This is a genomic window from Alistipes provencensis, assembly GCF_900083545.1.
In the GTDB taxonomy this organism is placed as follows: Bacteria; Bacteroidota; Bacteroidia; order Bacteroidales; family Rikenellaceae; genus Alistipes; species Alistipes provencensis.
Genome location: NZ_LT559262.1, coordinates 736,272 through 758,950, shown reverse-complemented (window position 1 = coordinate 758,950; position 22,679 = coordinate 736,272). Strand labels below are relative to the sequence as shown.

The 22,679-nt window shown below is 57.1% G+C and carries 16 protein-coding genes; 10 read left to right on the top strand and 6 right to left on the bottom strand.

Going from position 1 to position 22,679, the window contains the following annotated elements:
* Position 1 precedes the first annotated feature (1 nt).
* Together BN5935_RS03130 and BN5935_RS15635 are read left to right on the top strand one after the other, a co-directional pair.
* The gene (locus BN5935_RS03130) at positions 2-706 is read left to right on the top strand and encodes a LytR/AlgR family response regulator transcription factor (RefSeq protein WP_064974812.1); all 705 of its coding nucleotides are present in this window, start codon (positions 2-4) and stop codon (positions 704-706) included.
* The gene (locus BN5935_RS15635) at positions 706-1,005 is read left to right on the top strand and encodes a helix-turn-helix domain-containing protein (RefSeq protein ID WP_082944005.1); all 300 of its coding nucleotides are present in this window, start codon (positions 706-708) and stop codon (positions 1,003-1,005) included. Before BN5935_RS03130 ends, BN5935_RS15635 begins: the two co-directional genes overlap by 1 nt.
* 73 nt (positions 1,006-1,078) lie before the next feature.
* On the opposite strand, the gene BN5935_RS03120 is transcribed toward BN5935_RS15635, so the two are convergent.
* Genes BN5935_RS03120 through BN5935_RS03105 form a run of 4 tightly spaced genes read right to left on the bottom strand, consistent with a single transcriptional unit; the run spans position 1,079 to position 6,326 of the window.
* On the bottom strand, positions 1,079-1,912 hold the full coding sequence (locus BN5935_RS03120) for an alpha/beta hydrolase (RefSeq protein WP_064974811.1): 834 nt from the start codon (positions 1,910-1,912) through the stop codon (positions 1,079-1,081).
* A gap of 20 nt (positions 1,913-1,932) precedes the next feature.
* Entirely contained in the window at positions 1,933-2,868 is a 936-nt protein-coding gene (locus BN5935_RS03115; RefSeq protein ID WP_064974810.1) for a DUF4886 domain-containing protein, read from the bottom strand.
* An 11-nt stretch (positions 2,869-2,879) separates the two neighbouring features.
* On the bottom strand, positions 2,880-5,447 hold the full coding sequence (locus BN5935_RS03110; protein ID WP_064974809.1) for a beta-mannosidase: 2,568 nt from the start codon (positions 5,445-5,447) through the stop codon (positions 2,880-2,882).
* Positions 5,448-5,462: 15 nt separating this feature from the next.
* Entirely contained in the window at positions 5,463-6,326 is an 864-nt protein-coding gene (locus BN5935_RS03105) for an AraC family transcriptional regulator (protein WP_064974808.1), read from the bottom strand.
* 156 nt (positions 6,327-6,482) lie between these two features.
* Between BN5935_RS03105 and BN5935_RS03100 the strand changes: the two genes are divergently transcribed.
* The 8 genes from BN5935_RS03100 to BN5935_RS03065 all read left to right on the top strand — a co-directional run bounded on the left by BN5935_RS03100 (position 6,483) and on the right by BN5935_RS03065 (position 19,704).
* Positions 6,483-8,063, top strand: coding sequence for a sodium:solute symporter (locus tag BN5935_RS03100; RefSeq protein WP_064974807.1), 1,581 nt, complete (start codon positions 6,483-6,485; stop codon positions 8,061-8,063).
* A gap of 1 nt (position 8,064) precedes the next feature.
* A complete protein-coding gene (locus BN5935_RS03095) occupies positions 8,065-9,093 on the top strand; it encodes a glycoside hydrolase family 130 protein (RefSeq protein WP_064974806.1) in 1,029 nt (342 codons plus the stop codon).
* A gap of 143 nt (positions 9,094-9,236) precedes the next feature.
* Positions 9,237-12,338, top strand: a complete 3,102-nt coding sequence (locus BN5935_RS03090; protein ID WP_064974805.1) for a SusC/RagA family TonB-linked outer membrane protein — start codon at positions 9,237-9,239, stop codon at positions 12,336-12,338.
* A 12-nt stretch (positions 12,339-12,350) separates the two neighbouring features.
* Positions 12,351-13,868, top strand: a complete 1,518-nt coding sequence (locus BN5935_RS03085) for a RagB/SusD family nutrient uptake outer membrane protein (RefSeq protein ID WP_064974804.1) — start codon at positions 12,351-12,353, stop codon at positions 13,866-13,868.
* Between the two features lie 22 nt (positions 13,869-13,890).
* A complete protein-coding gene (locus BN5935_RS03080; RefSeq protein ID WP_064974803.1) occupies positions 13,891-15,498 on the top strand; it encodes a hypothetical protein in 1,608 nt (535 codons plus the stop codon).
* Between the two features lie 57 nt (positions 15,499-15,555).
* Positions 15,556-17,037 carry a hypothetical protein gene (locus BN5935_RS03075; protein ID WP_064974802.1) on the top strand — a complete coding sequence of 494 codons (1,482 nt, stop codon included), beginning with the start codon at positions 15,556-15,558 and terminating at the stop codon, positions 17,035-17,037.
* Positions 17,038-17,039: 2 nt separating this feature from the next.
* Positions 17,040-18,515 carry a hypothetical protein gene (locus BN5935_RS03070; protein WP_064974801.1) on the top strand — a complete coding sequence of 492 codons (1,476 nt, stop codon included), beginning with the start codon at positions 17,040-17,042 and terminating at the stop codon, positions 18,513-18,515.
* A gap of 16 nt (positions 18,516-18,531) precedes the next feature.
* Positions 18,532-19,704, top strand: coding sequence for a glycoside hydrolase family 26 protein (locus BN5935_RS03065; protein ID WP_204244882.1), 1,173 nt, complete (start codon positions 18,532-18,534; stop codon positions 19,702-19,704).
* Between the two features lie 157 nt (positions 19,705-19,861).
* Here the strand turns inward: BN5935_RS03065 and BN5935_RS03060 are convergent, their stop codons facing one another.
* Together BN5935_RS03060 and BN5935_RS03055 are read right to left on the bottom strand one after the other, a co-directional pair.
* Positions 19,862-21,439, bottom strand: coding sequence for a beta-N-acetylhexosaminidase (locus tag BN5935_RS03060; protein ID WP_064976812.1), 1,578 nt, complete (start codon positions 21,437-21,439; stop codon positions 19,862-19,864).
* 13 nt (positions 21,440-21,452) lie between these two features.
* Positions 21,453-22,646: an SGNH/GDSL hydrolase family protein gene (locus BN5935_RS03055; RefSeq protein WP_064974799.1), complete on the bottom strand. Its 1,194-nt coding sequence runs from the start codon at positions 22,644-22,646 to the stop codon at positions 21,453-21,455.
* Positions 22,647-22,679 lie beyond the last annotated feature (33 nt).

Sequence of the window (22,679 nt, the reverse complement as noted above, 5' to 3'; positions counted from 1 at the left end):
AATGAACTGCATCGCCATAGACGACGAACCCGTCGCATTGAGTGTCCTTGCCCGTTACTGCGAACGGATGGGCGGTATGGAATTGAAAACCTATTCCGATCCCGTCGTCGGAATGCACGAGGTGCTGCGCGCCGCGCCCGACCTGCTGTTTCTGGACATCCGAATGGGTGAGATCAGCGGCGTGGAGCTGGCCCGTGAAATTCCGAAAGGAACTTTTCTGGTCTTCACGACAGCCTATGCGCAATATGCCGTGGACGGGTTCGACCTCGACGCGGCGGATTTCCTGCACAAGCCCTTTTCCTATCCGCGCTTCTGCCGCGCAGTCGAAAAGGCCCGGCAGTTACAGACGCTTCGGGAACTCGCACGGCAGCCTGTGCGGGAGGAAGAGGCGATTACAGTCAAGATCGAATACAAAAACGTGAAGATTCCGCTTCGGGAGATCGTCTACATCGAGGCGATGGACAACTATGTCCGCATACATCTGTACGGAGCACGTCCGGCACTTTCGCAAATGAGCCTGAAAAGCCTTGCGGAACTGCTGCCCGCGACATTCGTGCGCATCCATAAATCGTTCATCGTCCCTCTGCATCGCGTCGCCACCTATACCCGCACGAACCTCACGCTCTGCGGCTCCGATACGACGCTGCCGATCGGACGGGCATTCTATCCTGACTTTATCGAGAAGATGGACAGTAAAGATCGTTAATGGAGTTTTATGCCCTGTTTTTGGCCCGGTTCTATATTGATTCCCAAACGTTCGTAAAACTCCTTCGGATTCCGTTCCTCGTCAAACCGGCATTGACGGAGGGGCGGTATCTGACGACCGAGCAAATGCAGACACATCTGCACATCAGCCGTCGGACCTTGCAGAATTACCGGGATAAAGGAATAATCCCCTACATCCGTATCGGAGGGATCACCCTCTATCCGGAATCCGGGATAAACGAAGTCCCGGAAGAGAACTATTACAGCGTGTTGTCTGTCCACAAAGCTCACGACCGGTAGCCATCCGGTCTACCCCCCCCCTAAAGCAATGTACAGATAAAGACGTCTTGTAGATTTGAATAGTTACAGTATATTATGGCAATTCGTTTTCAAGTGATTTTTCCAGTTCGTGGATATAGCGAATTGTTACATAATGGCCTGCTTGCGGCATATTGCCATGATTAAAGCCGTCGAATTCCATTATTTGCACATCGGGATGCCCGACAACCTGCATCATCCGCCAGAAATAAGCTGTCTCCTCGTAACGGCCCAGCATTTCCAGTTCGCGGTCTCCTGAGAGGATCAGCATTGGCGCACAATCTTTCCGGACGTGATTCAGAGGCGCCATATCGTCTACCAGCGGCTGTGTATCGGGGAGTCCCAGTTCCCGGCGACGGGCGAAATGCGTTACCACCTGACCGCTGTAGGGAATCAGCGCCATGAATGTCGTGTCCGGATCAATACCGTAAGGCTTCAGCCACCGTTTGTCCAATCCGATCATAGAGGACAGATAACCGCCTGCAGAGTGTCCGGCTACGATGATTCGTTTCGGGTTGCCTCCATAAGAGACAATGTTTCGTACAACCCAAGCGGTAGCCGCTGCCGCATCGTCGACGCAGTCCGCGACCTTTACATGCGGCGTAAGACGGTAGCCCGCTCCAACTACTGCAAATCCCTGTTCCCGAAGTGCCTGTGGAATTTCCCGGTGTCCGCCCGAAAGACCTCCTCCGTGAAACCAGATGACTGTCGTGAAGCCGGGCTTGTCCGCCGGATAGGAGAGGTCCAGACGACACATTGAGTCGATCATGCGATTGCCGGCGGTAGCACGATATGCTACCGCCGTTTCTGTGTGGTAAGTTATCTTCTGTGCGAAACTGTCTGCAGTGCTGACAAGCAAAGCAATCAGGGTGAGCAACAATCGTTTCATAAGATCCTGAATTTGGGAATTTACCGGACGTCCGTTTCACTCTCGCTGGCGACAGGTTCCGTCCAAACGGAAAATCGCCGGATACAGGCTCTGCGGGCTGCCTCCTGACAGGCCTCAGTCTCTTGTGGGGTCAGTTCGTAAGGGGTTCCTGCCAGCCGGCAGCCGTTTCCTGCTACGGTCGTTCCGAAGGCCGGTGCCACAAGCGTCTGGAACCATGCGCAGGCCGCCGTATAACGCCCCGCCTTCGGATTCAGGTGGTATCCGTCGCGCGTCAGGTCCAGTGAGTCGCACAACGCCGTATTGCGCAAGTCCTGAATCGCCGTACCCGACGGGACGACCACTTCGACGGAGGTCTCCCGCATAAGCTGTTCGACCGACGCTACGATTCCTCGGTACATCAGTTGCTGGCTCTTCTCGTATCGTCCGAAATCCTTGTGTTGTGAATTGCGGGCATAGGCCCATGTTTGTTGCCATGCGATGCAGGCTCCGGCATTAGGGCAGTACCATCGTACAATCTCAGCCAGCCGGTTGAACCAAGGCTGATAGGTTGAATACATGCCCGACTTGCCCGACGCCTGTTGCAGTACCACAACGTCCCATCGTTCGTCGGTGAGTCCATCCAGCAAGGTCGCTTTCTTCGAGATGGTCTCCCAACGGTTTGAAGCCGACTTGTAATAGATATACGCAGGGGTGCTGCCGATATATTCCCGACAATGGCGTTCGAGCGAACATCCTCCGATATAGAGACGTCCCAGCACGACATTCCGGATGCCGGCAGCCTCCAGCAACTGGGGCAGGTACATCATGCCGTCGTCGGTGAAGCTGTTGCCGATGCCGAGAATCCGCAGCGTATCGGGTTGTTGGGGGACGGGATAGTTGGGAAATTTCTGGGCGAACAGGCCGCTGCAGGCAAAGCACAGGCCGACGGCCAGCAAAAGGCGCAGTATGTATTTCATAGTGGGTAATTTTATCGGGTTTGCTGCAGGTGTAGGATTTGTAACATGCGGTCGAATTCGGACCGGGACAGCGCCGTTGCGACCCGTACCGTTCTGCTGACGCCCGGTATGAGGTCGAAATAATTATCCTCGAAATGTTCGTTGCCGTCGAGCGACAGCCATGCGGCGCGAACGAACCGGTCGCTCGCGAGCGTAATTGCGTAACCGTCCGTCGTCGGTTCGGCACTCCAGCGGATGTTGGCTTCGGGCAGCGCAAGCTCTTTTTGAGGGACGAAATATCCGATGTTGGCGTAGCGGCGATCGTCGGCCGTGAATTCCGTGACGACGATCGCCCGATTGCGGGCGCAACCGCGCAACAGTCCGGAAATGTCGGCCGAATAGACGTTCCGGCTGGCATTGGGTGCGACGGTTACGCTGCGGGTGCTTTTCGAGAGGACGGCACCGTCCATGTTCATGACCGTTATCCGGAGTTTTCCCCGGACCGTTTTGCGGCGGTCGGACACAAGGCGGACGTTCAGCGTGTTTTCCCCGGCAAGGGGCGATACGAGGATGTCGTCGAAGGCGGGGCGGGCGAAATAATGTTGTGCCTTCCAGCGGCCGTACCAGTCGCGGCTGGCCCACGAAGCCACGGGCCAGCAGTCGTTGTGCTGCCAGAAGAGCGATCCCCAGCAGTAGGGTTTGTCGCGCCGGTGCGCTTCGATGGCGGTCTTGATGGCGTCGCCCTGCAGGACATGGCTCATGTAGAGGAACGTGCGGAAATCGCGCGCGGGCCAGTATTCGTCTTCGAGGTACTGGCGAATACGCATGTTGGCGAAGCTGCCGCCGCGCTGGTGGGCCATCATCACCTCCGATTCGATATCCCAGTCGCGCTCTTCGGGGGCGAAACGCAGGACGGAAGCGTACTCGGGGAACGACTGGAAGCCGTATTCGCTGAAGAAGCGGCTGCGCGTGGTGTTGTAGTCGGCAATCGGTGCGCGGCTGTGCCACACGTTCCAGAAATGCGTATCGCCTTCGTTGTTTTCGCTCGTACCTTCGTAGCAGGACCACGGTGACGAAGGATGATAGGGCGTGCCGGGTGAGAATGCGGCGACTGCTTCGGGCAGCACCTCGTAGTATTGGCGTTTGAACTGCGTGTCGATGATCCTGTCATATTCCGGATGCCCCTGCTTGGCGTATCGGGTATTCCATCCCCAGCCGAACCATGCGTCGTTGCACTCGTTGTTGCCGCACCATACGGCGATCGAAGGGTGGTTGCGCAGACGGCGGATGTTGTCTTCGGCTTCGAGCCGGACGTTTTCGAGCCATGCTCCCTCGGCGGGATAGATGCTGCATGCAAACATGAAATCCTGCCATACGAGAATACCCCTTTCATCGCAGAGTTCGTAGAAAATATCGTCTTCATAGACACCTCCGCCCCAGACGCGCAGCATGTTCATATTCACGGCCGCGGCGTCGTCGATCGTCTTTTCGTAGACGGCGCGCGTGACGCGCGGCAGGAAAACGTCGCAGGGGATATAGTTGGCGCCTTTGGCGAAGAGGGGTTCTCCGTTGAGTTCGAAATAGAAGGTCGTCCCGTCCTCTACCTTGTCGCGCACGAGGCGCAGCGAACGCAGTCCGATGCGGGTGGTCCGGCTGTCGGCGGCACCGGCTGCGGAGAACGAAGCGCGAAATTCGTAGAGATGGGGTTCGCCCAGCTCGTGTGTCCACCAAAGTTTCGGGGAGGCGATGTCGAGCGGAACGGTGACTTTGTTGATTCCGGTGCGGAGTGGTGTCGTGACCGAAGCCTCGATACCTTCACCGGGGGCGGTGACGGTGACTACGGCTTCCGTCAGGTCGCGTGCGGCGGCGATTTCCACCTCGACATCGATCCGGGCACGCTTGGCCGTAACCTCCTGCTGACGGTAGAAGACATCGCTGATGCGGGCGCCGTCCCAGCCCTCCAGATAGACCGGGCGCCAGATGCCCGAGGTCACGAGGCGCGGACCCCAGTCCCAGCCGTAGTGGTAACCCGCCTTACGGGCGAAGATGCTCACGCGTTTGTCGAAGAGCCCGCCGTTGGCCGACTGGTCGTTGATGGCTTCGTAACGGTAGGGCAACGAGTCGTATTTGGGCAGGTCGATTTTGATCGGAGAGTGAAAATAGACTTTCAGGGTGTTTTTGCCGGGATGGAGTAATTGCTTGACCTCCGTGCGCCAGCGGCGAAACATATTGTCGGTCGTGAGTATCTTTTCGTCGTTGAGACAAACATCGGCATAGGTGTCGAGCCCTTCGAAGACCAGTTCTATCCGTTCGCGGGCGAGCAGGTCGCCGTCAACTTCGAACTGCGTTTCATAAATCCAGTCTTCCTTGTCGACCCATTGCACTCCGCGCTCGTTGAGGCGGAAATAGGGGTCTTCGATGATCCGGTTGGCCATCAGGTCGGTGTGGATTGTGCCGGGAACCGAAGCGGGATACCGGTTGTTGAGCCGCGCCTGACGGAACTGCCAGTCGTCGTGCAGGTGTTGACGGACGGGAGCTGCGGCTGCGGCGAGGACCGTGCAGAGATACATAGCGGTGAGGATTGGTTTGATGTGTTTCATGATTTGTAGGGGAGGTCAGTATTTGATAAGCATTTGGGAGATGTATTCGCGGTATTCGATCGGGGTCATGTTCTTCTTTTTGGTGAAGATGCGGATGAAATTCGATTTGTTGTTGAAGCCGCAGGCGTAGCAGATTTCCGAAGCGCTGAGCGTCGTGTTGGCAAGCAACTGGCAGGCCTTGGAGATGCGCATGTTGTTGACGAAAGTGATGTAGGAGATGTTCGTGCGCTTCTTGAAGAAGTGCGAAAAGGCCGATTCCGACATGTTGACCAATTCGGCTACGTCGGTGAGCCGGATGTTCTGGCAGAGGTTTTTTTCGATGTAGTCGCAGACTTTGGCGATGCGGCGCGATTTGGAGGTGTGGACGATGTTCTTCGAGTCGTAGAGATTGCTCATGAGCACCTTGCGGTTGGCCGTGGCCAGTGCGTTGAGAATGTTCAGAAAAGCGGTCGCCGACTGGAACCCCTGCATGCGGGTCAGTTCAAGAATCCGGTCCCGGATGCTCAACTGTTCGGGGCCCGTGAACGAGAGTCCCTGCCGGGAGTCGAGCAGCAGTTGCCGGATGGGGAGAAACAGACGTTTGTTGACGATCGGGAAGTCGATCAGATTCCCCGAGAACTGGATGGTGATGACGTGGTTGGTTTTCAGGGGCGATTTCCACACATGGGGTACATAGGGACCGGTCATCACCAGATCCAGAGGCCCGAAATCCTCGGTGGAGTCGCCCACAATACGCGAACCGCGGGTGTGCATCACCAGATTGATCTCGTATTCCGGATGGCAGTGGATCGGGTAGTCGAAATGCGCGTTGGGATGGTTGAGGATGATGAAAAGGTCCTCATTCGTGATCGGGGTAATCTCTTGTTGTATCTCTTTCATGGGCGGTGTGGTTTCAGGTCCGATACAAAATTAGGAATAATTCAGAAAGCTCTATGGAAAATTCAAAAAAGTATACTTGTTTAGCCGACTTATACAATCAGGTAAATTTTCAGGTATATATCTTTGCATTAGTAAAAAAATCCTAAAACGACTTGCATGAATTCGATTACGATTAATTTTGTCGACTGTGCTATCATCGCCCTTTACCTTATATTTATAATATGGTGGGGGCTGCGCAACGGCAAAAGTTCCGACGCCGGGTCCTATTTTCTGGCCGGACGCACGATGCCTTGGTGGGTCGTGGGGCTGTCATTGTTCGCCGCGAGCATCTCCAGTACGACGCTCATCGGTCAGTCGGGCGACGCCTACCACACCGGGGTGGCCGTGTTTAACTACAATCTTACGGGCGTCGTGGTGATGGTTTTTTTCGCCACATTTCTGCTGCCGCTTTACATTCGTTCGGGCATCTTCACGATCCCTGAATTTCTCGAACGGCGCTTCGACAAACGTTCGCGTTACTATTTCTCGGGAATCTGTATCGTGGGCAACATCTTTCTTGACGCCGCCGGCGCTCTGTATGCCGCGGCGCTGATTATCAAACTGTTGTTTCCTGCCGCGGACCTGCAGCTTATTATTGTCATTTTCGCAGTGCTGGCAGCCTCGTACACCATTCCGGGCGGACTCTCGTCGGCTATCAATGCCGAACTGATTCAGGCCGTAATCCTGATTGTCGGGTCGGTTATCCTCACAGGAGCCTGTTTCGCCAACGGCGGTTTCGACTACCTCGCGTCGTTGTTCGAAAGCGGCGATATGAGCGTCAAGCTGATTCGTCCGCTGACCGATACGGCCACGCCTTGGCTCGGGCTGATTGTCGGTATGCCGGTGCTGGGTATCTATTTCTGGGCCAACAACCAGACGCTCGTACAGCGCGTGCTGAGCGCGCGGAGCGTCGACGAGGGACGCAAAGGGGTGATGTTTGCCGGAGCGCTGACGCTTGCCACGTTCTTCATTATCGTATTCCCGGGTGTCATCGCCCGCCATCTCTTTCCGGGCATCGAGAAGCCCGACATGATCTACCCGACGATGGTACTCCGCCTGCTGCCCACGGGGTTGCTGGGTATCATGCTTTCGGCGCTGCTGGCAGCCCTGACTTCGACGCTGAGCGCCATCCTGAACTCCACCTCGACACTCTTCACGATGGACTTCTATGCCAAGATCGACAAGCGGGCCGATGAACGCAAACTGGTGCGTGTCGGAAAGTTGGCTTCACTGGTTATCATCGTGATTGCTGCCTTTTGGGCTCCCCAGATCGGCCGTTTCGGATCGCTCTTGAAGTATTATCAGGAGATGCTTTCCTATATTGCACCTCCGGTTGTGGCGGCTTTTCTGATGGGCATGTTCTCGCGCCGGGCCAACGGGCGGGGAGCCTTTGCCGGACTGATCGCCGGGCTGGTCGTCGCGGCGGCGATGCTCCTGTGGCGCACGGAGATATTCGGGGAGATGCATTTCCTGTTGATTGTCCCGTTCCTGCTGGCCTTCAGTCTGTTGGTGATCTGGGTCGTAAGCCGGACGGCTCCCGTACCCCCCCCCGATAAACTGATTGATACGACCTTTTCGGCAGCGGATTTCCGGGCTGAAACCCGTTCGCTGGCGGAGGTCTCCTTGTGGAGCAACTACCGCGTATGGGGTGGGGTGCTGCTGGTTCTTTGTGTGCTTATTCTTATAATATTCCGTTGATATGAAACTGAAGAAATACGAAAAAAATCCGATTGTCGCTCCCAATCCTGCCAATGCTTGGGAAAATCTCGTAACCTGCAATCCGGGGGTTATTTATGACGACGGTAAATTCTATATGCTCTACCGTGCGGCCGGCGATGATGTGGAACATGTCATCCGTTTAGGACTGGCGGTCAGCGAGAACGGTCTCGACTTCCGCCGTGTCAGCGATTCGCCGGTTTTCGGGCCCAGCGCCGACGGCCTTGACGGCGGATGTGTCGAGGATCCGCGCATCGTGAAGTTCGGCAACGAATTCTACATTACCTATGCCTACCGGGCTTATGCTCCCGGACAGTACTGGAAGTTCGCCCACGACGTGGTGCGCGTACCCGAATGCGGGGCCTATGCGCCTGCGGCTATTGCGAAGAATCTGGGTAATACGGGGCTTGCCGTTACGACCGATTTTCGCAATTTTCGCCGACTGGGACGTCTCACGTCGCCTCTGCTCGATGACCGCGACGTGATTCTTTTTCCGGAGAAGGTCGGCGGAAAGTTTGTCATGATGCACCGGCCCAAACAGTTTGTGGGAGAGCGTTATGGCGTGAAATATCCCTCGATCTGGCTGAAGTTTTCCGATGATCTGCTTGCGTGGGAGGATAAACCCAGCCATCTGCTCATCGCCGGCCGTGAAGGGACTTGGGAGGAGAAGATCGGCGGCAGTACGCCCCCTATCCTGACCGATGCCGGATGGCTGACGCTCTACCACGGGGTGGCCGACGGCGGTACGGCCGAGTATCGTGTCGGGGCGCTGCTGCTCGACCGGGAGAACCCGCTGAAAGTGTTGGCCCGTACCCCGGAACCGATTCTCGAGCCCGAGTTCCCTTATGAAACCGAAGGCTTTTACAGCCATTGCGTATTCCCGGCCGGCAATGTCGTTGTCGACGGCGTACTCTATGTCTATTATGGCGGCGCGGACAAATATGTAGGTGTTGCGACCTGCCGGTTGGAGGAATTATTAAATTATATGACGACGGAGTGTCGCTGTGAATAGCTCGTTTTGGCGTAAGATTCATAAAAGTATAATCAATCAGCGAATTTCTGAAATATTTCCTCCATTGCGATATGTTACTTTGCAGTGTCCGGAGCATTTCCAGAAACCATACGGACCATATCATAACTACATAATCTAAAACTATGAAAATGAAATTTTACCTGATCGTTCTTTCTCTGCTGGCAGCCTGCCTGTGGGGAACGGAAGGTGTCCGCGCCCAGTCCGCATCACGGAGTCTGACCGTGACGGGTAAAGTCGTGGATCAGAACGGTGCAGCCGTGACAGGCGCATCGGTCGTTGTCATCGGTACGACGAAAGGAACCACAACCGGGGCCGACGGAGCCTTTTCATTGACCGGGGTGGCTTCGGACGCCCGTCTTTTCGTCAATTTTATCGGTTATAAAACCCAGACGGTGGAGGTAGGCGGCCGCACCTCTTTCGATATCGTGCTGATCGAGGAGGCTACGGCTGTGGACGAAGTGGTGGTCGTGGGTTACGGACAGGTCAAAAAGAGCGACCTGACGGGTTCCGTGGCTTCGGTCAAGGCCGAAAAGCTCACCGACATCCCTGCCAACTCGATCGACGGGCTTCTGCAAGGCCGCGTGGCCGGCGTGCAGGTGGTCAACTCCTCGCAGGATCCCGGCGCTTCGTCGACGGTCCGGATCCGTGGTAATTCGTCGCTCAACGGCTCGAACGCCCCGCTGGTGGTCATCGACGGATTCCCTTGGGGCGATGCCGGTGACCTGAAGCAGATCAACCCGCAGGACATCGTTTCGATGGAGGTGCTCAAGGACGCTTCCGCATCAGCCATTTATGGTTCGCGCGGAGCCAACGGTGTGATTCTCATCACCACGCGCAAGGCGCAGGAGAATGTGACGCGCATCACGCTGCGTCAGCAGACCACTATTTCAGGATTCAGTTCCGAGCTGAATCTCTGGCGCGATCCCGTGCTGATGGCGATGCTCTCGAACGAAAGCAGCATCAATGCTGGCCTAACGCCGACCTACATCGGTGCGACCAATGCCAATGGCGTCTATTATCCCTCGATCGAGGAGTTGCAGACGACATGGACGACCAACACGCGTTGGGACGATCTGGTGTTCCGTCCGACGCCCGTGTCGAACAACACCACCGTGCAGGTGCAGAGCAGCAACGACCGCACGATGTTCCAAGCCAGCGCTAACTACTACCTCGACAACGGTATGTATATTGAGGACACCTACCGGAAATACGGAGGCAATTTCTCGGTCGAGCACAAACTGCTGGATAACCTGCGCATGAAGGCCAGCGCCAACATCACCAGCAACAAGCGCCACAACAACGGCGGACTTTCCTACTGGCGCAACCCGATCTTCCCGGTTTACGACGACGAGGGCGACTACTGGCTTTACAGCGCTCAGGACTATTCGCATCCGCTGGCCCTGACCAACCTGCAGAAGAACGATTCGAAGGGTCTCGACATCATCTCGTTCGCTTCGGTGAACTGGGACGTGCTCCCCTGTTTGAATGTCATGGCGCAGTTCAACTACAAGCACGGCGAGCAGATCACCGACAAATATTTCCCGAAGAAATACTCTGAGTCGGGTGTGTTCAATGACGGCTACGGCTCGATCGACAACTGGAAGGACGATAATATCGTTTTCGAAGCTTATGCTACGTTTGACAAGACCTTCGGAGGGAAACACCGTCTGACGGTTATGGGCGGTTATTCGTATGAGAATTACCAGTCGCGCAGTTCGTCGCTGGCCGCCAAGGGTTTCATCAACGAGTCGCTGGGTAACGAGAACCTCGCCGCAGGTGATTCGGAAACCTATTCAATCGGCAACAGCTCCTACAAGACGGAGTTGGTGTCGGCCCTTACACGCATCAACTATACGTTCGACAACCGTTTCCTTTTCACCTTTACTGCGCGTGCCGACGGTTCGTCGAAGTTCGGTTCCAATAACAAATGGGCCTTCTTCCCCTCGGGAGCCTTCAGTTGGAAAATGCATGAGGAGCGTTTCATCAAGGATTTGAATGTTTTCGATATGCTGAAAATCCGCGCCTCCTACGGTATTTCGGGTAATCAGGGTATCTCGGCCTACCAGACGCTGAGCCGCTACGGACAGCACAAATATTTCAACGGTGGCAAATGGGTGACGGCCATCGGTCCCGGTTATCAGTCGGGTTATACGGGACAGGACGGTATCTATGCGCTTTGGAGCGGTATCCCGAACAAGGGGCTGAAATGGGAAACCACCGCGCAGGTCGACCTCGGATTGGACATGTCGTTCTTCGGCAACCGGCTGAACGTCACCTTCGACTGGTACGACAAACGCACTTCGGACCTGCTGCGTGAGCGCAATATCGCGCCTTCGTCGGGCTACGACAAGATGTGGGTCAACGACGGCGAGATCCGCAACCGCGGTATCGAGCTGACGATCGACGGCGTAGCGTTCCAGAACCGCGACTGGCGTGTGGGCGGAACTTTCGTCTTCTCGCGCAATCGCAACAAGGTGCTCAGTCTCGGCAACGCCGTGCAGACGGGCTTGAAGACCGACTTGCGTACCGGCATGCAGTATGAATATTACGGTAATCAGAGCGAGCAGTTCCGGGCTTACACCAATATTCTCGCCGTGGGACAGCCGATGTACGTCTTTTACGGATACAAGACTGATGGTATTGTGCAATCGCTGGCCGACGGTCTGAGCGCCGGCCTTTCGGGGGACGATGCCCAGCCGGGCGAGTTCAAGTATGTGGATATCTACGACGGGGACGGAATGGAAACCGTAGACGAAAACGACATGTGCATCATCGGCGACCCGAATCCCGACTGGATGGCTTCGCTGGGCATCGACGTTTCGTGGCGCCGTTTCGATTTCAGCATCTTCTTCAACGGCGTCTTCGGCAACGACGTGCTGAATACCAAGCGTTTCGACCAGCCGAGCAATATGCCGATGCGCTGGACGGCCGACAACCCGACCAATGCCTACCCGCGCCTGAATGCCAACCGCCAGACCAAGCTCTCCGACTGGTGGGTCGAGGACGGTTCGTTCGTGCGCATCCAGACCATGACGCTGGGTTATTCGATTCCCTTCTCAAAGAAGGATGCAGCCCGCAAGGTCCGTCTCTATATCAGTGCCGATAATCTTTATACCTTCACCGGCTTCGAGGGGTATGACCCTGAGGTAGGGATGACGGGTATCTATTCGGGCGGCTATCCGCGCCTGCGCAAATGGACGTTCGGAGCCGACTTCACCTTCTAAATATTGCCAACCATGAAAATCAAACATCTTATACTTGCGTTCGGAGGAATCTCACTCCTTGCAGCCTGTAATCTGGACGAGTACCCCTACGGCTTCTATTCCGAGGACAACTTCTACAAGACGGAAGCGGATGCCGAGTCGGCCGTGAACTATATCTACGACGCGATCAATTACATCGAATATTCGCGCTCGATCGTCTTTCTGGGCGACATGAACACCGACGACATGGAGCCCAAAGGTGATGCGGCCGCCGCCAACAAGGAACTGGACGGTTGGAAGATCAATAACTTCAGGACCAACACCACACTGGGCAACTTCTATAAATACTCTTACATCACGATCAACCGCGCCAATGCAGTAATCAAAAAGGTGCCGGGGATGAGTATCGACGAGGGCATCAAAAACCGTTTCCTCGGGGAAGCCTACTTCATGCGTGCCTATTCGTATTTCAACCTCGCGCGTAATTTCGGCTGCGTGCCTATCCACACGACACCCGTCGAGACGCTCGAGGATACGGCTGTTCCTGCAGCGGAATCACTCGATGCGATGTGGAAACTCATTCTCGAAGACCTGAAGACGGCGGGCGGATTGCTGCCGTTCTACGCTGCGCCCGAAACGGGCCGTGCGGACCGTACGGCGGCCTACGGGCTGTTGGCCAAGGCTTATCTCTACATAGCATCGGCCAAGGAACACGGTGTGCCGCAATACAGCGGCATGTCGCACGATGTGGACGAATACTATGCCGAAGCGGTGAAATACGCCGGACTGGTGGTCGACAATCCCGAACAGACCGTCTTTGGCTTCGACGAGAACCTGCTCGACATCTACGACGTAGAAAAGCCGGCCGGGCCCGAGCACATTTTTATTATGTCGATGGACCGCACGGGCGAGTCCGAAGGGCAGTATTCGAAAATTTCGAAGATGTACCTGCCTTATGTTTCGGGAGCTACGATTTATCTCCGGCAGGGTGATTCCGACGAGATGGTTCAGACGCACGACGGTTGGGGAGAGTATCGTACCTCTCTGTCGTTTTACGGTGCCTTCGAGACGGGCGACCGGCGTCACGACTGGTTGATCGTCGACGAGGTGTACGACGCTTCGGGCAACGTAGTGGCTTCGACTGCTGACGGCAAACTGAATTATCCGTTCTGCCGTAAGTTCATCGACCCGAATTTCTCGGGCGACAAGACCTCGACACGTCCCTATCTGCTTCGCTATTCGGATGTAGCTTTGGTATATGCCGAGGCTGCCGGGCCGACGACCAAGGCTTACGAACTGGTCAACTTCATCCGGAACCGTGCCGGACTGGGCGATCTGGAGCCGGGGCTGGATAAGGCGGCATTCCGCGAAAAGGTGATGAACGAGCGCCGTTTCGAAATGGCGTTCGAGGGCGACCGCTGCTATGACCTGCGCCGGTGGAATCGCCTCCACACGGATATCGCCGAGGCTAAGGGGCAGGGATTGAGCGCCGATCAGATGGTATTTTATCCGATTCCGTCCGTAGAGTCCGACCTGAACCCGAATCTTTAACCTTTAAGAAAAACGCAGAATTATGAACAAGCTGAAATATTTGCTGAGCGCTTTCGTCCTGCTTTGCTTCGCATCCTGCAAGGACGATCCGTGGGAAGATGTCGCCGACGGCGGCTGGAACCACGAACGGTCGATCGTCGACGTCAAGTTCGAGGGTCAGGCCGGTACGCCGACCATCACGGAGACCGATTCCGAAACGGGTGTTATCGAATTGCAGTTGGCATCGGATATGATTGCGGATATGTCGAAAGTGCGGATCGAGATGCTGACACTCTCCTACAAGGCGACGGCGAACGTCGCATCGGGTGGGACGATCGACTTCACGCAGGCCGACCCCCAGATCGTCGTAACCTCGCCCAACGGCGAGGTGCGGACCTACACGCTCGAGATGACCGAGTTCTCGGAAACTCTGATCGGAACCTATACGATCAGCAACCTCTGGCTCTACGGGGGTACGGGTGCCGCTTACGACTGTACGAAACTCTACAAACCCACCGACAAGGCGTGGTGCTGGAACAGCGAAGGCCGGGGGCCTGCCGCCGAAATGGACAATTATCTGGTGTTCACGCTGGGGGAGATTCTTGCTGACGGCAATACGACCGGGACCTGCATGAACTGGGCCGGCGAGGACGCCATGAACTGGGACTGCATCTTTGCCGGAGCGTCGAATCCCGACACCGGGAAGCCGGTGGACCTGACGCAGTTCTACCGTCAGATCCCCAAGGGCGAAAGCACTTGGCTGCGCAATTATACCGACGGGACGATCTCTTTCACCGATGCCGATGGGAACAAGACCTCCTGTACGCTCGTGCCGAAGGGTACCTACCAGATGCCCAATGTACCGCCGATTCCGCTGACGCTCGAATCCGAGGCTTTCAAGTTTAACCTGAAGGGAACGGAGGACTGGAACAATACCTACAACGATTACGGCGTCTTTGCCCGCAATCCGGTTACATATTACATTGAGATCGTGAAACAACCCGAGGGCTTCGTGGTTCCCGAGGCGTCGAAGACGATCGAGGAAGAGGTAGATCCCGAACCCGAACCGGAGCCCGAACCGGAGGATACTTCGCTCGCCGGAACCTATACGGTCGGTCGTCTGACGGTGTATGGCGGTTCGGCAGATCCCGCTTTCGTCAATCCGGTCGACAAGAGCTGGGTGTGGGACGATTCGATCTGGAAGGAGTCCGACAATATCCTGACGATGACCGTCACGGGGACGGATGATGCCGGACGCGAGACGGGCGAGTGCGAATATCTGCCCGGCGAGGACGGCGGCTATTGGAGCTATATCCTCAAAGCCGACCAGAACAAGGAGGGAACGGGGGCTCTCGATCTGACCAAATATTACGGCCTGCTGCCCCACGGCAAGAGTAGTTATGTGTATGATGCCGAAGCCGGAACCGTGGTGTTCTCTTCAGGAATCGTCTCTATCAAGGCAAAACTTCTGCGGGAGGGGGATTATACCTATGGCTCCTCGACGCTCAGCGTTCCCGGAATCGCTTTTGATTTTGAGCTGCCCGGGCAGACGACGCAGGGGGCTTATCCATGGACAGACTTTGACCGCTTCGCCGTCGGGCCGCGCAATTATGTGATGCTCTTCAACAAGCAGGCGGAAGCCGGTGAATAGTCCGATAACGTCCGCATGCAGGTCCGCCGCCTGCATGCGGATTTATAACTGAAAGCCATGAAAAAGCTCAAAAGCCTGCTGTTTGCCTTTGCCGCCGTGCTGTTGCATGCCTGTGTGGGAGGAAACGCCGGGAAATGCGATGCCGTGGTGCGTATCGATGCCGACAGCCTTGTCAGCCGGGATTATATCGGCAACGGGGTTCAATGGGACCCTTATGCCCTCGATTACGGACAGGGACGTGTCGAAATCAGCGACTCCGACTGGGAGAAGCTCTACGCCCGCCTCGATTTCATGCGGCCGGCCTTTATCCGCGTGATGACCAACACGACCTCGGTCGTGCGCAACGGACGGCTCGACCCCATGCGCGGATTCGAACACCTCTCGCACATTCTCGACTACTGCCAGTCGCGCGGCGTGACGGTGATGTTCGGCGACTGGGGCGGATCGCTCATGGACGCCCGGACCGGAACGGTCAACTATCCGCTGCTGGACCATGCCGCGGCCTATGTCGCTTGGCTGGTGGGAGAAAAGGGCTATGACTGCATCCGCTACTACAATCTCGTCAACGAACCCAACGGTTTCTGGTCGGCGGCCGACGGCGATTTCGACCTGTGGGCGAAAGCCGTGAGTTATTTCCGCGGGCGGCTCGACGCCGGGGGGCTGGCCGGAAAATTGGAGCTGGTCGGTCCCGACGCCGCTATCTGGGGACCCGAGGAAGCGTGGTGGGTGAGCCGCAGCCGCGACGAGCTGGGCGACGGCATCGGTCTGTACGACATTCATACCTACCCGTCGAAATGTACGGTCAACTCGGGAGAGTATGCCCGTATTTTGCAGGCTTACCGGAAGGAGGTTCCTGCCGGTAAGAAAATCGTGATGGGGGAGATCGGCTTCAAGTTCGTCGAGCCGGCCGATTCGCTCCTGCAGGCCGAGAACCTGCGGCGCGCCGCGGCCCACCCGAACGCCTCGATGGACGATTCGCAGATGTTCGTCTACGACTATATGTACGGTACGGATATGGCCGACGCGCTGTTCCAGACCATCGGGGCGGGTTATTCGGGCTGTATCGCATGGATGCTCGACGATGCGATGCATTTCAAAGAGGCTCCCGACAAACTCAAGATCTGGGGTTTCTGGAATATTTTCGGCGACGAGATTTTCGGTGCCGGCGAGGAACGGGTGCGTCCGTGGTACTATGCATGGTCGCTGCTGTGCCGCACGCTGCGGCCGGGGAGCGATTTCTTTGCCGTCGATGTGCAGGGAGCCGCCGGAGTGAAGGCGATTGCCGCCGTGAAAGACGGAAGGCACACTGTCGCCGTTGTGAACGTTTCGGGAGAACCGCGCCGTGTGCGGATCGAGTGTCCGGACTGGAACCGGTTGGAGCGGGTGGCCCGCTATCGCTACGGCGAGGGGCTGATGCGCACCGAGGGCGATCACATGCTGCTGCCCGACGCCACGAACCTGCGGATCGACTTGGCGGCCGGTGCCGAATATGACCTGCCCGGAGAGTCGATGATTTTACTGACCGAACAAAACGACTGATTATGAAAAGATTTCTGATACCTGTGCTTGCCGCCGCCGCGCTGTTTTCCGCCTGCGATGCGGAGCGGACCCTCCGGATCGAAGTGACCGACCGGGTCATCAGTTCGGATTACGTTGGCAACGGCGTCGAGTGGGACCCTTACGACGAGGCCGAAGCTTGGGGTGCGGAGGTGAGCGACGCCGATTGGGCGAAACTCTCCGAACGCCTCGATTTCATGCGTCCGGGTTATGTCCGCTGCATGATCAACAGCCCCTACCGCTATTACGATATTGCGACCGGCAGGTACGACCGGACGCGCAATCTCGCGTCGCTCCGCCGTCTGCTGCAATACTGTCAGGACAGAGGCATTACGGTGGCTTACGGTGAGTACAATCCGCCGACGTGGGCGATGAAGGATTCGCAGCAATGGGTGAAGATGTCGGTCGATTACCTGAATTTTCTGGTCAACGACCTTGGGTTCGACTGCATCCGTTATTTCATCATCTTCAATGAGCCTGACGGCAGTTGGGCCTCGACCAACGGCGATTACGACCTGTGGCGCTCGATGGCGCGGCGTTTCGATGCCGAAATGGCCGGGTATCCGGGCTTGAAGCAGAAGGTGTCGCTCGCGGCGCCTGATGTGGTGATGAATTATAAAAATCCGGCGTCGAAGTACGATGCGGCGGGGTGGGTGGCCCGGAGCGCCCGGGACCTCGATGCGCAGATCGGCATCTACGACGTGCATGCCTATCCCGGGCAGCACGAGGTGCGCAGCGGCGTTTATGCCGAAAAGCTGCGGCGCATCCGTACCGAGGTTCCGGTCGGGAAAAAACTGATTCTCGGCGAAGCCGGATACAAGTATTCGGCACCGGAGGATTCGCTGCTGAAAGCCGAGTACGATCGCCGCGTCGAAGGGCATCCCTTTACCAAGGGCTCGGACTGCAACATGCTCTGTTACGACTATTTCTACGGACTGGATATGCCTCTGCTGGCGATGGAGGTGATGAACACCGGTCTTTCGGGGGTGGCGGCATGGATGCTCGACGACGCCATGCACTCGAACGGGGACTCGGGCCGCACCGAAGACGTCAAGATATGGGGCATGTGGAATATTCTCGGCGAGGAGGTCTTCGGCGACGCTTCGCAGGAGGAACTGCGGCCTTGGTATTACACATGGTCGCTGATGTGCCGCTATTTCCCTGCTGGAAGCGATATTCTTGCCTGTAAGGTTCCGCAGCACGAAGGGTTGCGCGTGGCGGCCGCCCGCAAGAACGGGACTTACAGCGTTGCTGCGGTCAATTTCTCACAGGAGCCGTGCACCCTTGAGATCGCCTTGCCCGGAGATTTCGCCGGAGGCGTGTTGTATCGTTATACGGAGAGCGGCCGGACATGCGACGGAAACGGGTTTCCCGTACCGTGCGAACGCGGTATTGCAGGAAAGAGCTTCCGCACGACGGCTCCCGCCGAAAGTTTTGTCTTGTTGACGAATATCGAATAATCAAATACCTGAAACTATGAAAAGAATTCCATTTATGCTGTTGTTTTCGCTGCTGCTTTCCGTCGTGGCGTGCAGCGACGACAATGAAGGGCCGAAGAAGGAGGAGGGGAATGATCCCGTGACCCTCACGTTGTCCGACCCGAATGCTACCGAAGAGACCAAAGCCCTCTATTCGAATCTGTGGGCCATCCAGAGCAAAGGCTTCATGTTCGGCCACCACGATGACCTGATGTACGGGCGTACATGGTACGGCACCGAAGGCGGTTCGGATACGAAGGCTGTCTGCGGGGATTATCCCGCCGTATACAGTTTGGATTTTGCTGAACATATTGACGATCGCTATGCTTCGGACCCGGATGCTCAGGCGCTGCGGTTACGCTGCTGCCGGGAGGCTTACGACCGCGGCATGGTGCTTACTTCATGCATCCACATCAATAATCCGCTTACCGGCGGTGATTCGTGGGACAACTCCAGCAATCGGGTGGTTGCGGAAATTCTGACGGAGGGCAGTACAACGAACAAGACCTTTAAGGAGTGGCTCGACCGACTGGCCGATATCGCACATAACCTGCGGGGCAGCGACGGTAAATTGATTCCCGTGATTTTCCGCCCGTTCCATGAACATACGCAGACATGGTCTTGGTGGGGCGCGTCATGCACGACGACCGAAGAGTTCATCAACCTGTGGAAGTTCACGGTGAAGTATCTGCGCGATACGAAAGGCGTGCATAATTTCATTTACGCCATTTCCCCGCAGATGGACAGCGCAAAGACCGTCGATGACTTCTATTTCCGTTGGCCGGGCGACGAGTGGGTCGATTTCGTGGGTATGGACTGCTATCAGGGTATCAATAATGCGGTTTTCGTAACGAACCTGAAGGCTATTTCGAAAGTTTCGCTGGCCAAACTCAAACCGTGCGGCGTAACCGAGACGGGTGTCGAAGGATTCTCGGCGACCGACTACTGGACCACGAACATTCATGCTCCGCTGACGGGGCGCCGTGTGAGCATGGTGGTAACGTGGCGCAACAAGTACGACCCGATGGAAAGCGGGACGCACTATTTCTCAGTATTCCCCGGACATCCTTCGGAGCGCGATTTTGTGAAGATGTACAATCAGGAGAATTCTTTCTTCTGTAACGACCTGCCCGACATGTACACCCCGGCGGAAAATGTGACGGTACTGTAGCTCTCGAAATATTGAATGGGTTATGCTTAAAAGGGGTTGCCTCTGGAAAGGCAACCCCTTGTGATTATATCTCTTCTTATTAATACATATGGCACAGTGCCAAAGTGTGGCGCATTTGATTGTAAGGATGGGTTGTTGCCGGTTTGTTTTGCCGTTCCTATTCGTCCCTGCCATCGAAGAAATAGGTGGCGTAGTTGTAGCCCGAGGCATCGTAACACTTGCGGAAGGAGCTCATGCGGCGCTTGAAATCCGCGAAGTCCTTGCGGTCGTAGGACCAGCCCACCTCGGCGATGGCGGCCAGACGCGGCAGCAGCATGTGTTTCAGGTGCGTGGGTGTAAAGATATATTCCGTCCAGAGGTTCGCCTGCACGCCGAGAATGTAGGGACGTTCATCGGGTGCGAGCCGGTCGTAGGGATCGAGCGCATAGGACTTGCTCATCGGGACGAATCCCCCGATGCCCAGCGGCTCCTTCATCGGGTCGTTCGTCTGGTAGTAGTCGAGGTAACAAAAGTCGTTGGGCGCCATGATGACGTGGTTGCCGGCCTTGGCTGCGGCGATGCCGCCTTTCGAACCGCGCCACGACATGACGGTCGCCGTCGGTGAAACCCCGCCTTCGAGGATCTCATCCCAGCCGATGATCCTGCGGCCGTGGTCGGCGAGCCACTTCTCCATGCGGCGCACGGTGTAGCTCTGGAGTTCGAATTCGTCCTTCAGTCCCTCGTCCCTGATGCGCTTCTGGCACATCGGGCAGGTTTTCCAGCTATCTTTGGGACACTCGTCGCCGCCGATGTGGATATATTCCGAGGGGAACAACTCCAGCACCTCCGTGAAGACATCTTGCAGGAATCCGAACGTCGTCTCCTTGCCCGGGCAATAGACTTCGGGGCTGACGCCCCAGCGTGTGCGGACCTCGTAACCCTCGCCCCGGCAGCCCAGCCACGGATAGGAGGCCAGCGCCGCCATGGCATGCCCCGGCAGTTCGATCTCGGGGATTACCGTGATGAAGCGGTCGGCGGCGTATTTCACGATCTCGCGGATCTCTTTCTGCGTGTAGAATCCCCCATAGGGCGTTCCGTCGTATTCGGTCGAATTGGCGTAGTGGCCCACGAGCGTCTCCCGGCGCACCGACCCGATACGCGTCAGTTCGGGATATTTTTTAATCTCGATGCGCCAGCCCTGATCCTCGGTCAGGTGCCAGTGGAACCGGTTCATCTTGTGCAGGGCGAGGATGTCGATGAATTCTTTGACCTGATCCGGGGTCCAGAAGTAGCGGCCGGAGTCGAGCATGCCTCCGCGGTGTCCGAAGAACGGACGGTCTTTCACCGTCACGACGGGCAGGACGCCGTAGCCGTTCACGACGAGCTGGCGCAGGCTTTGCAGACCGTAGAACACGCCCTGTGCCGTGCCGCCGCGGATTGCGACGCCCGACGGCGTGATTTCCAACACATACTCTTCGGCAGCCAGTGCACCGTCTGTCGCCAGACTGACGGCACCTTCGGCGGCACTCTTCATGCGGCCTCCGAGCACCGGTTCGACGACTCCGGCAAACAATTCGGCAACGCGCCGCAATTGGGTGTCCCGACCCGTGCCGATTACGGTCGAGGCGGTTATGGTGAAGGTTCCTTCGCCGGGGACGACCGACACGGGCCGGGGTACGATGTTCGCCTCGGGGCCGGCTCCGAAAGCCGCGCCCGACAGTGAAAAGGCGCACAGCAGGGAAAACAGTTTCTTCATGTTCATTCGGTTTTTAAAGGTTCGTGTTTCGGTTGTCGAGGTAATGCCGCAGCCGCCCGGACCAGATCGCATAGCCCTTTTCCGTGAGGTGGGTGCCGTCGGTGGTGTATTCGCGTTTCAGGCCGTCGGCGTCCGTGAGCCCCGGGTTCAGGTCCAGCCAGTCGATCCCGTTCGCCGCACACCACTCCCGGAGCCGGGCGTTCAGCGCTTCGATCCGGGCGTTCAGCGCCGCATTGTCGTGGACGAGGAGCACCGACTGGACGACGGGCCGGATGCCGCCCGCGATCAGGCGGGTGACGATCTGCTGCTGGTTCGTGAAAATGGTTTCGGACGGGATGCCGTTGAACAGGTCGTTGATGCCTGCCAGCACGAAGCAGATTTCGGGACGGGCGGCGACCACGCAGGTGTCCAGCATCCACAGCATCTGCCCCGTGAGGTAGCCTCCCTGCCCGGCATTCCGGACATCGGTTCGTCCGAGCCGGGGATTCCAGTCTTTGCCGTTGGCGGTGAGCGAGTCCCCGAGCAGGACGATCCGCACCTTTGCGGGCGATTCGGCGAGGATTCGCCGGATAACTTCGCTGGCCAGATTCGTGCAAACGGCGTCCGGGAGGTTTTTTCCGGGCGGGAGCATCCCGCCGAGGAGATCCCGGACATTGGCCGCGAACCGGGCCCGGCCCACCTCGTTGAGCATCAGCCCGTCGCCGGTGTATTCGGCGGAGAGATAAGGCCCGTCGGCCAATCCCGCCGAGGGGTCGAAGCAGACATAATCCCGGCTTGCGGCGAAGGCTTTCAGCGATTCGTTGAGCCGGGCGATGCAGCCGTTCAAATACGGATGTTCCCCGGATGCCGGAAGCGTCAGGAGTATCACGGGTCTGGCTCCTGCGGCATCGAGCCGTTCGCAGATCGCCCGGAATGCTTCCAGCGTGCGCGGCAAGGGCTGTCCGAGCAGGATTTCCGGCAGGCCCGAATAGATCACGCAGAAGTCCGGACGTCGGTTCAGCAGCCGTTCGTCGAGGTTCCACGACTGCTGCGAGAGCAGGAAATTCTTGTCGCCGGCGTCCGCCACGTCGTATTCCGGCAGCTCCTTCCGCCAGTCGACGTTGCAGCCCTCGCCGTTGGTGATAAAACCGACGACGGGTCGTGCGCAGCAGTCGGCGGCGGCGAGCAGGCCGAAAAACAGCCCTATGAAAAATAGTGTATGTTTCATCGGATACGGGTAAAAGTCCGGGCGGAACGGCTC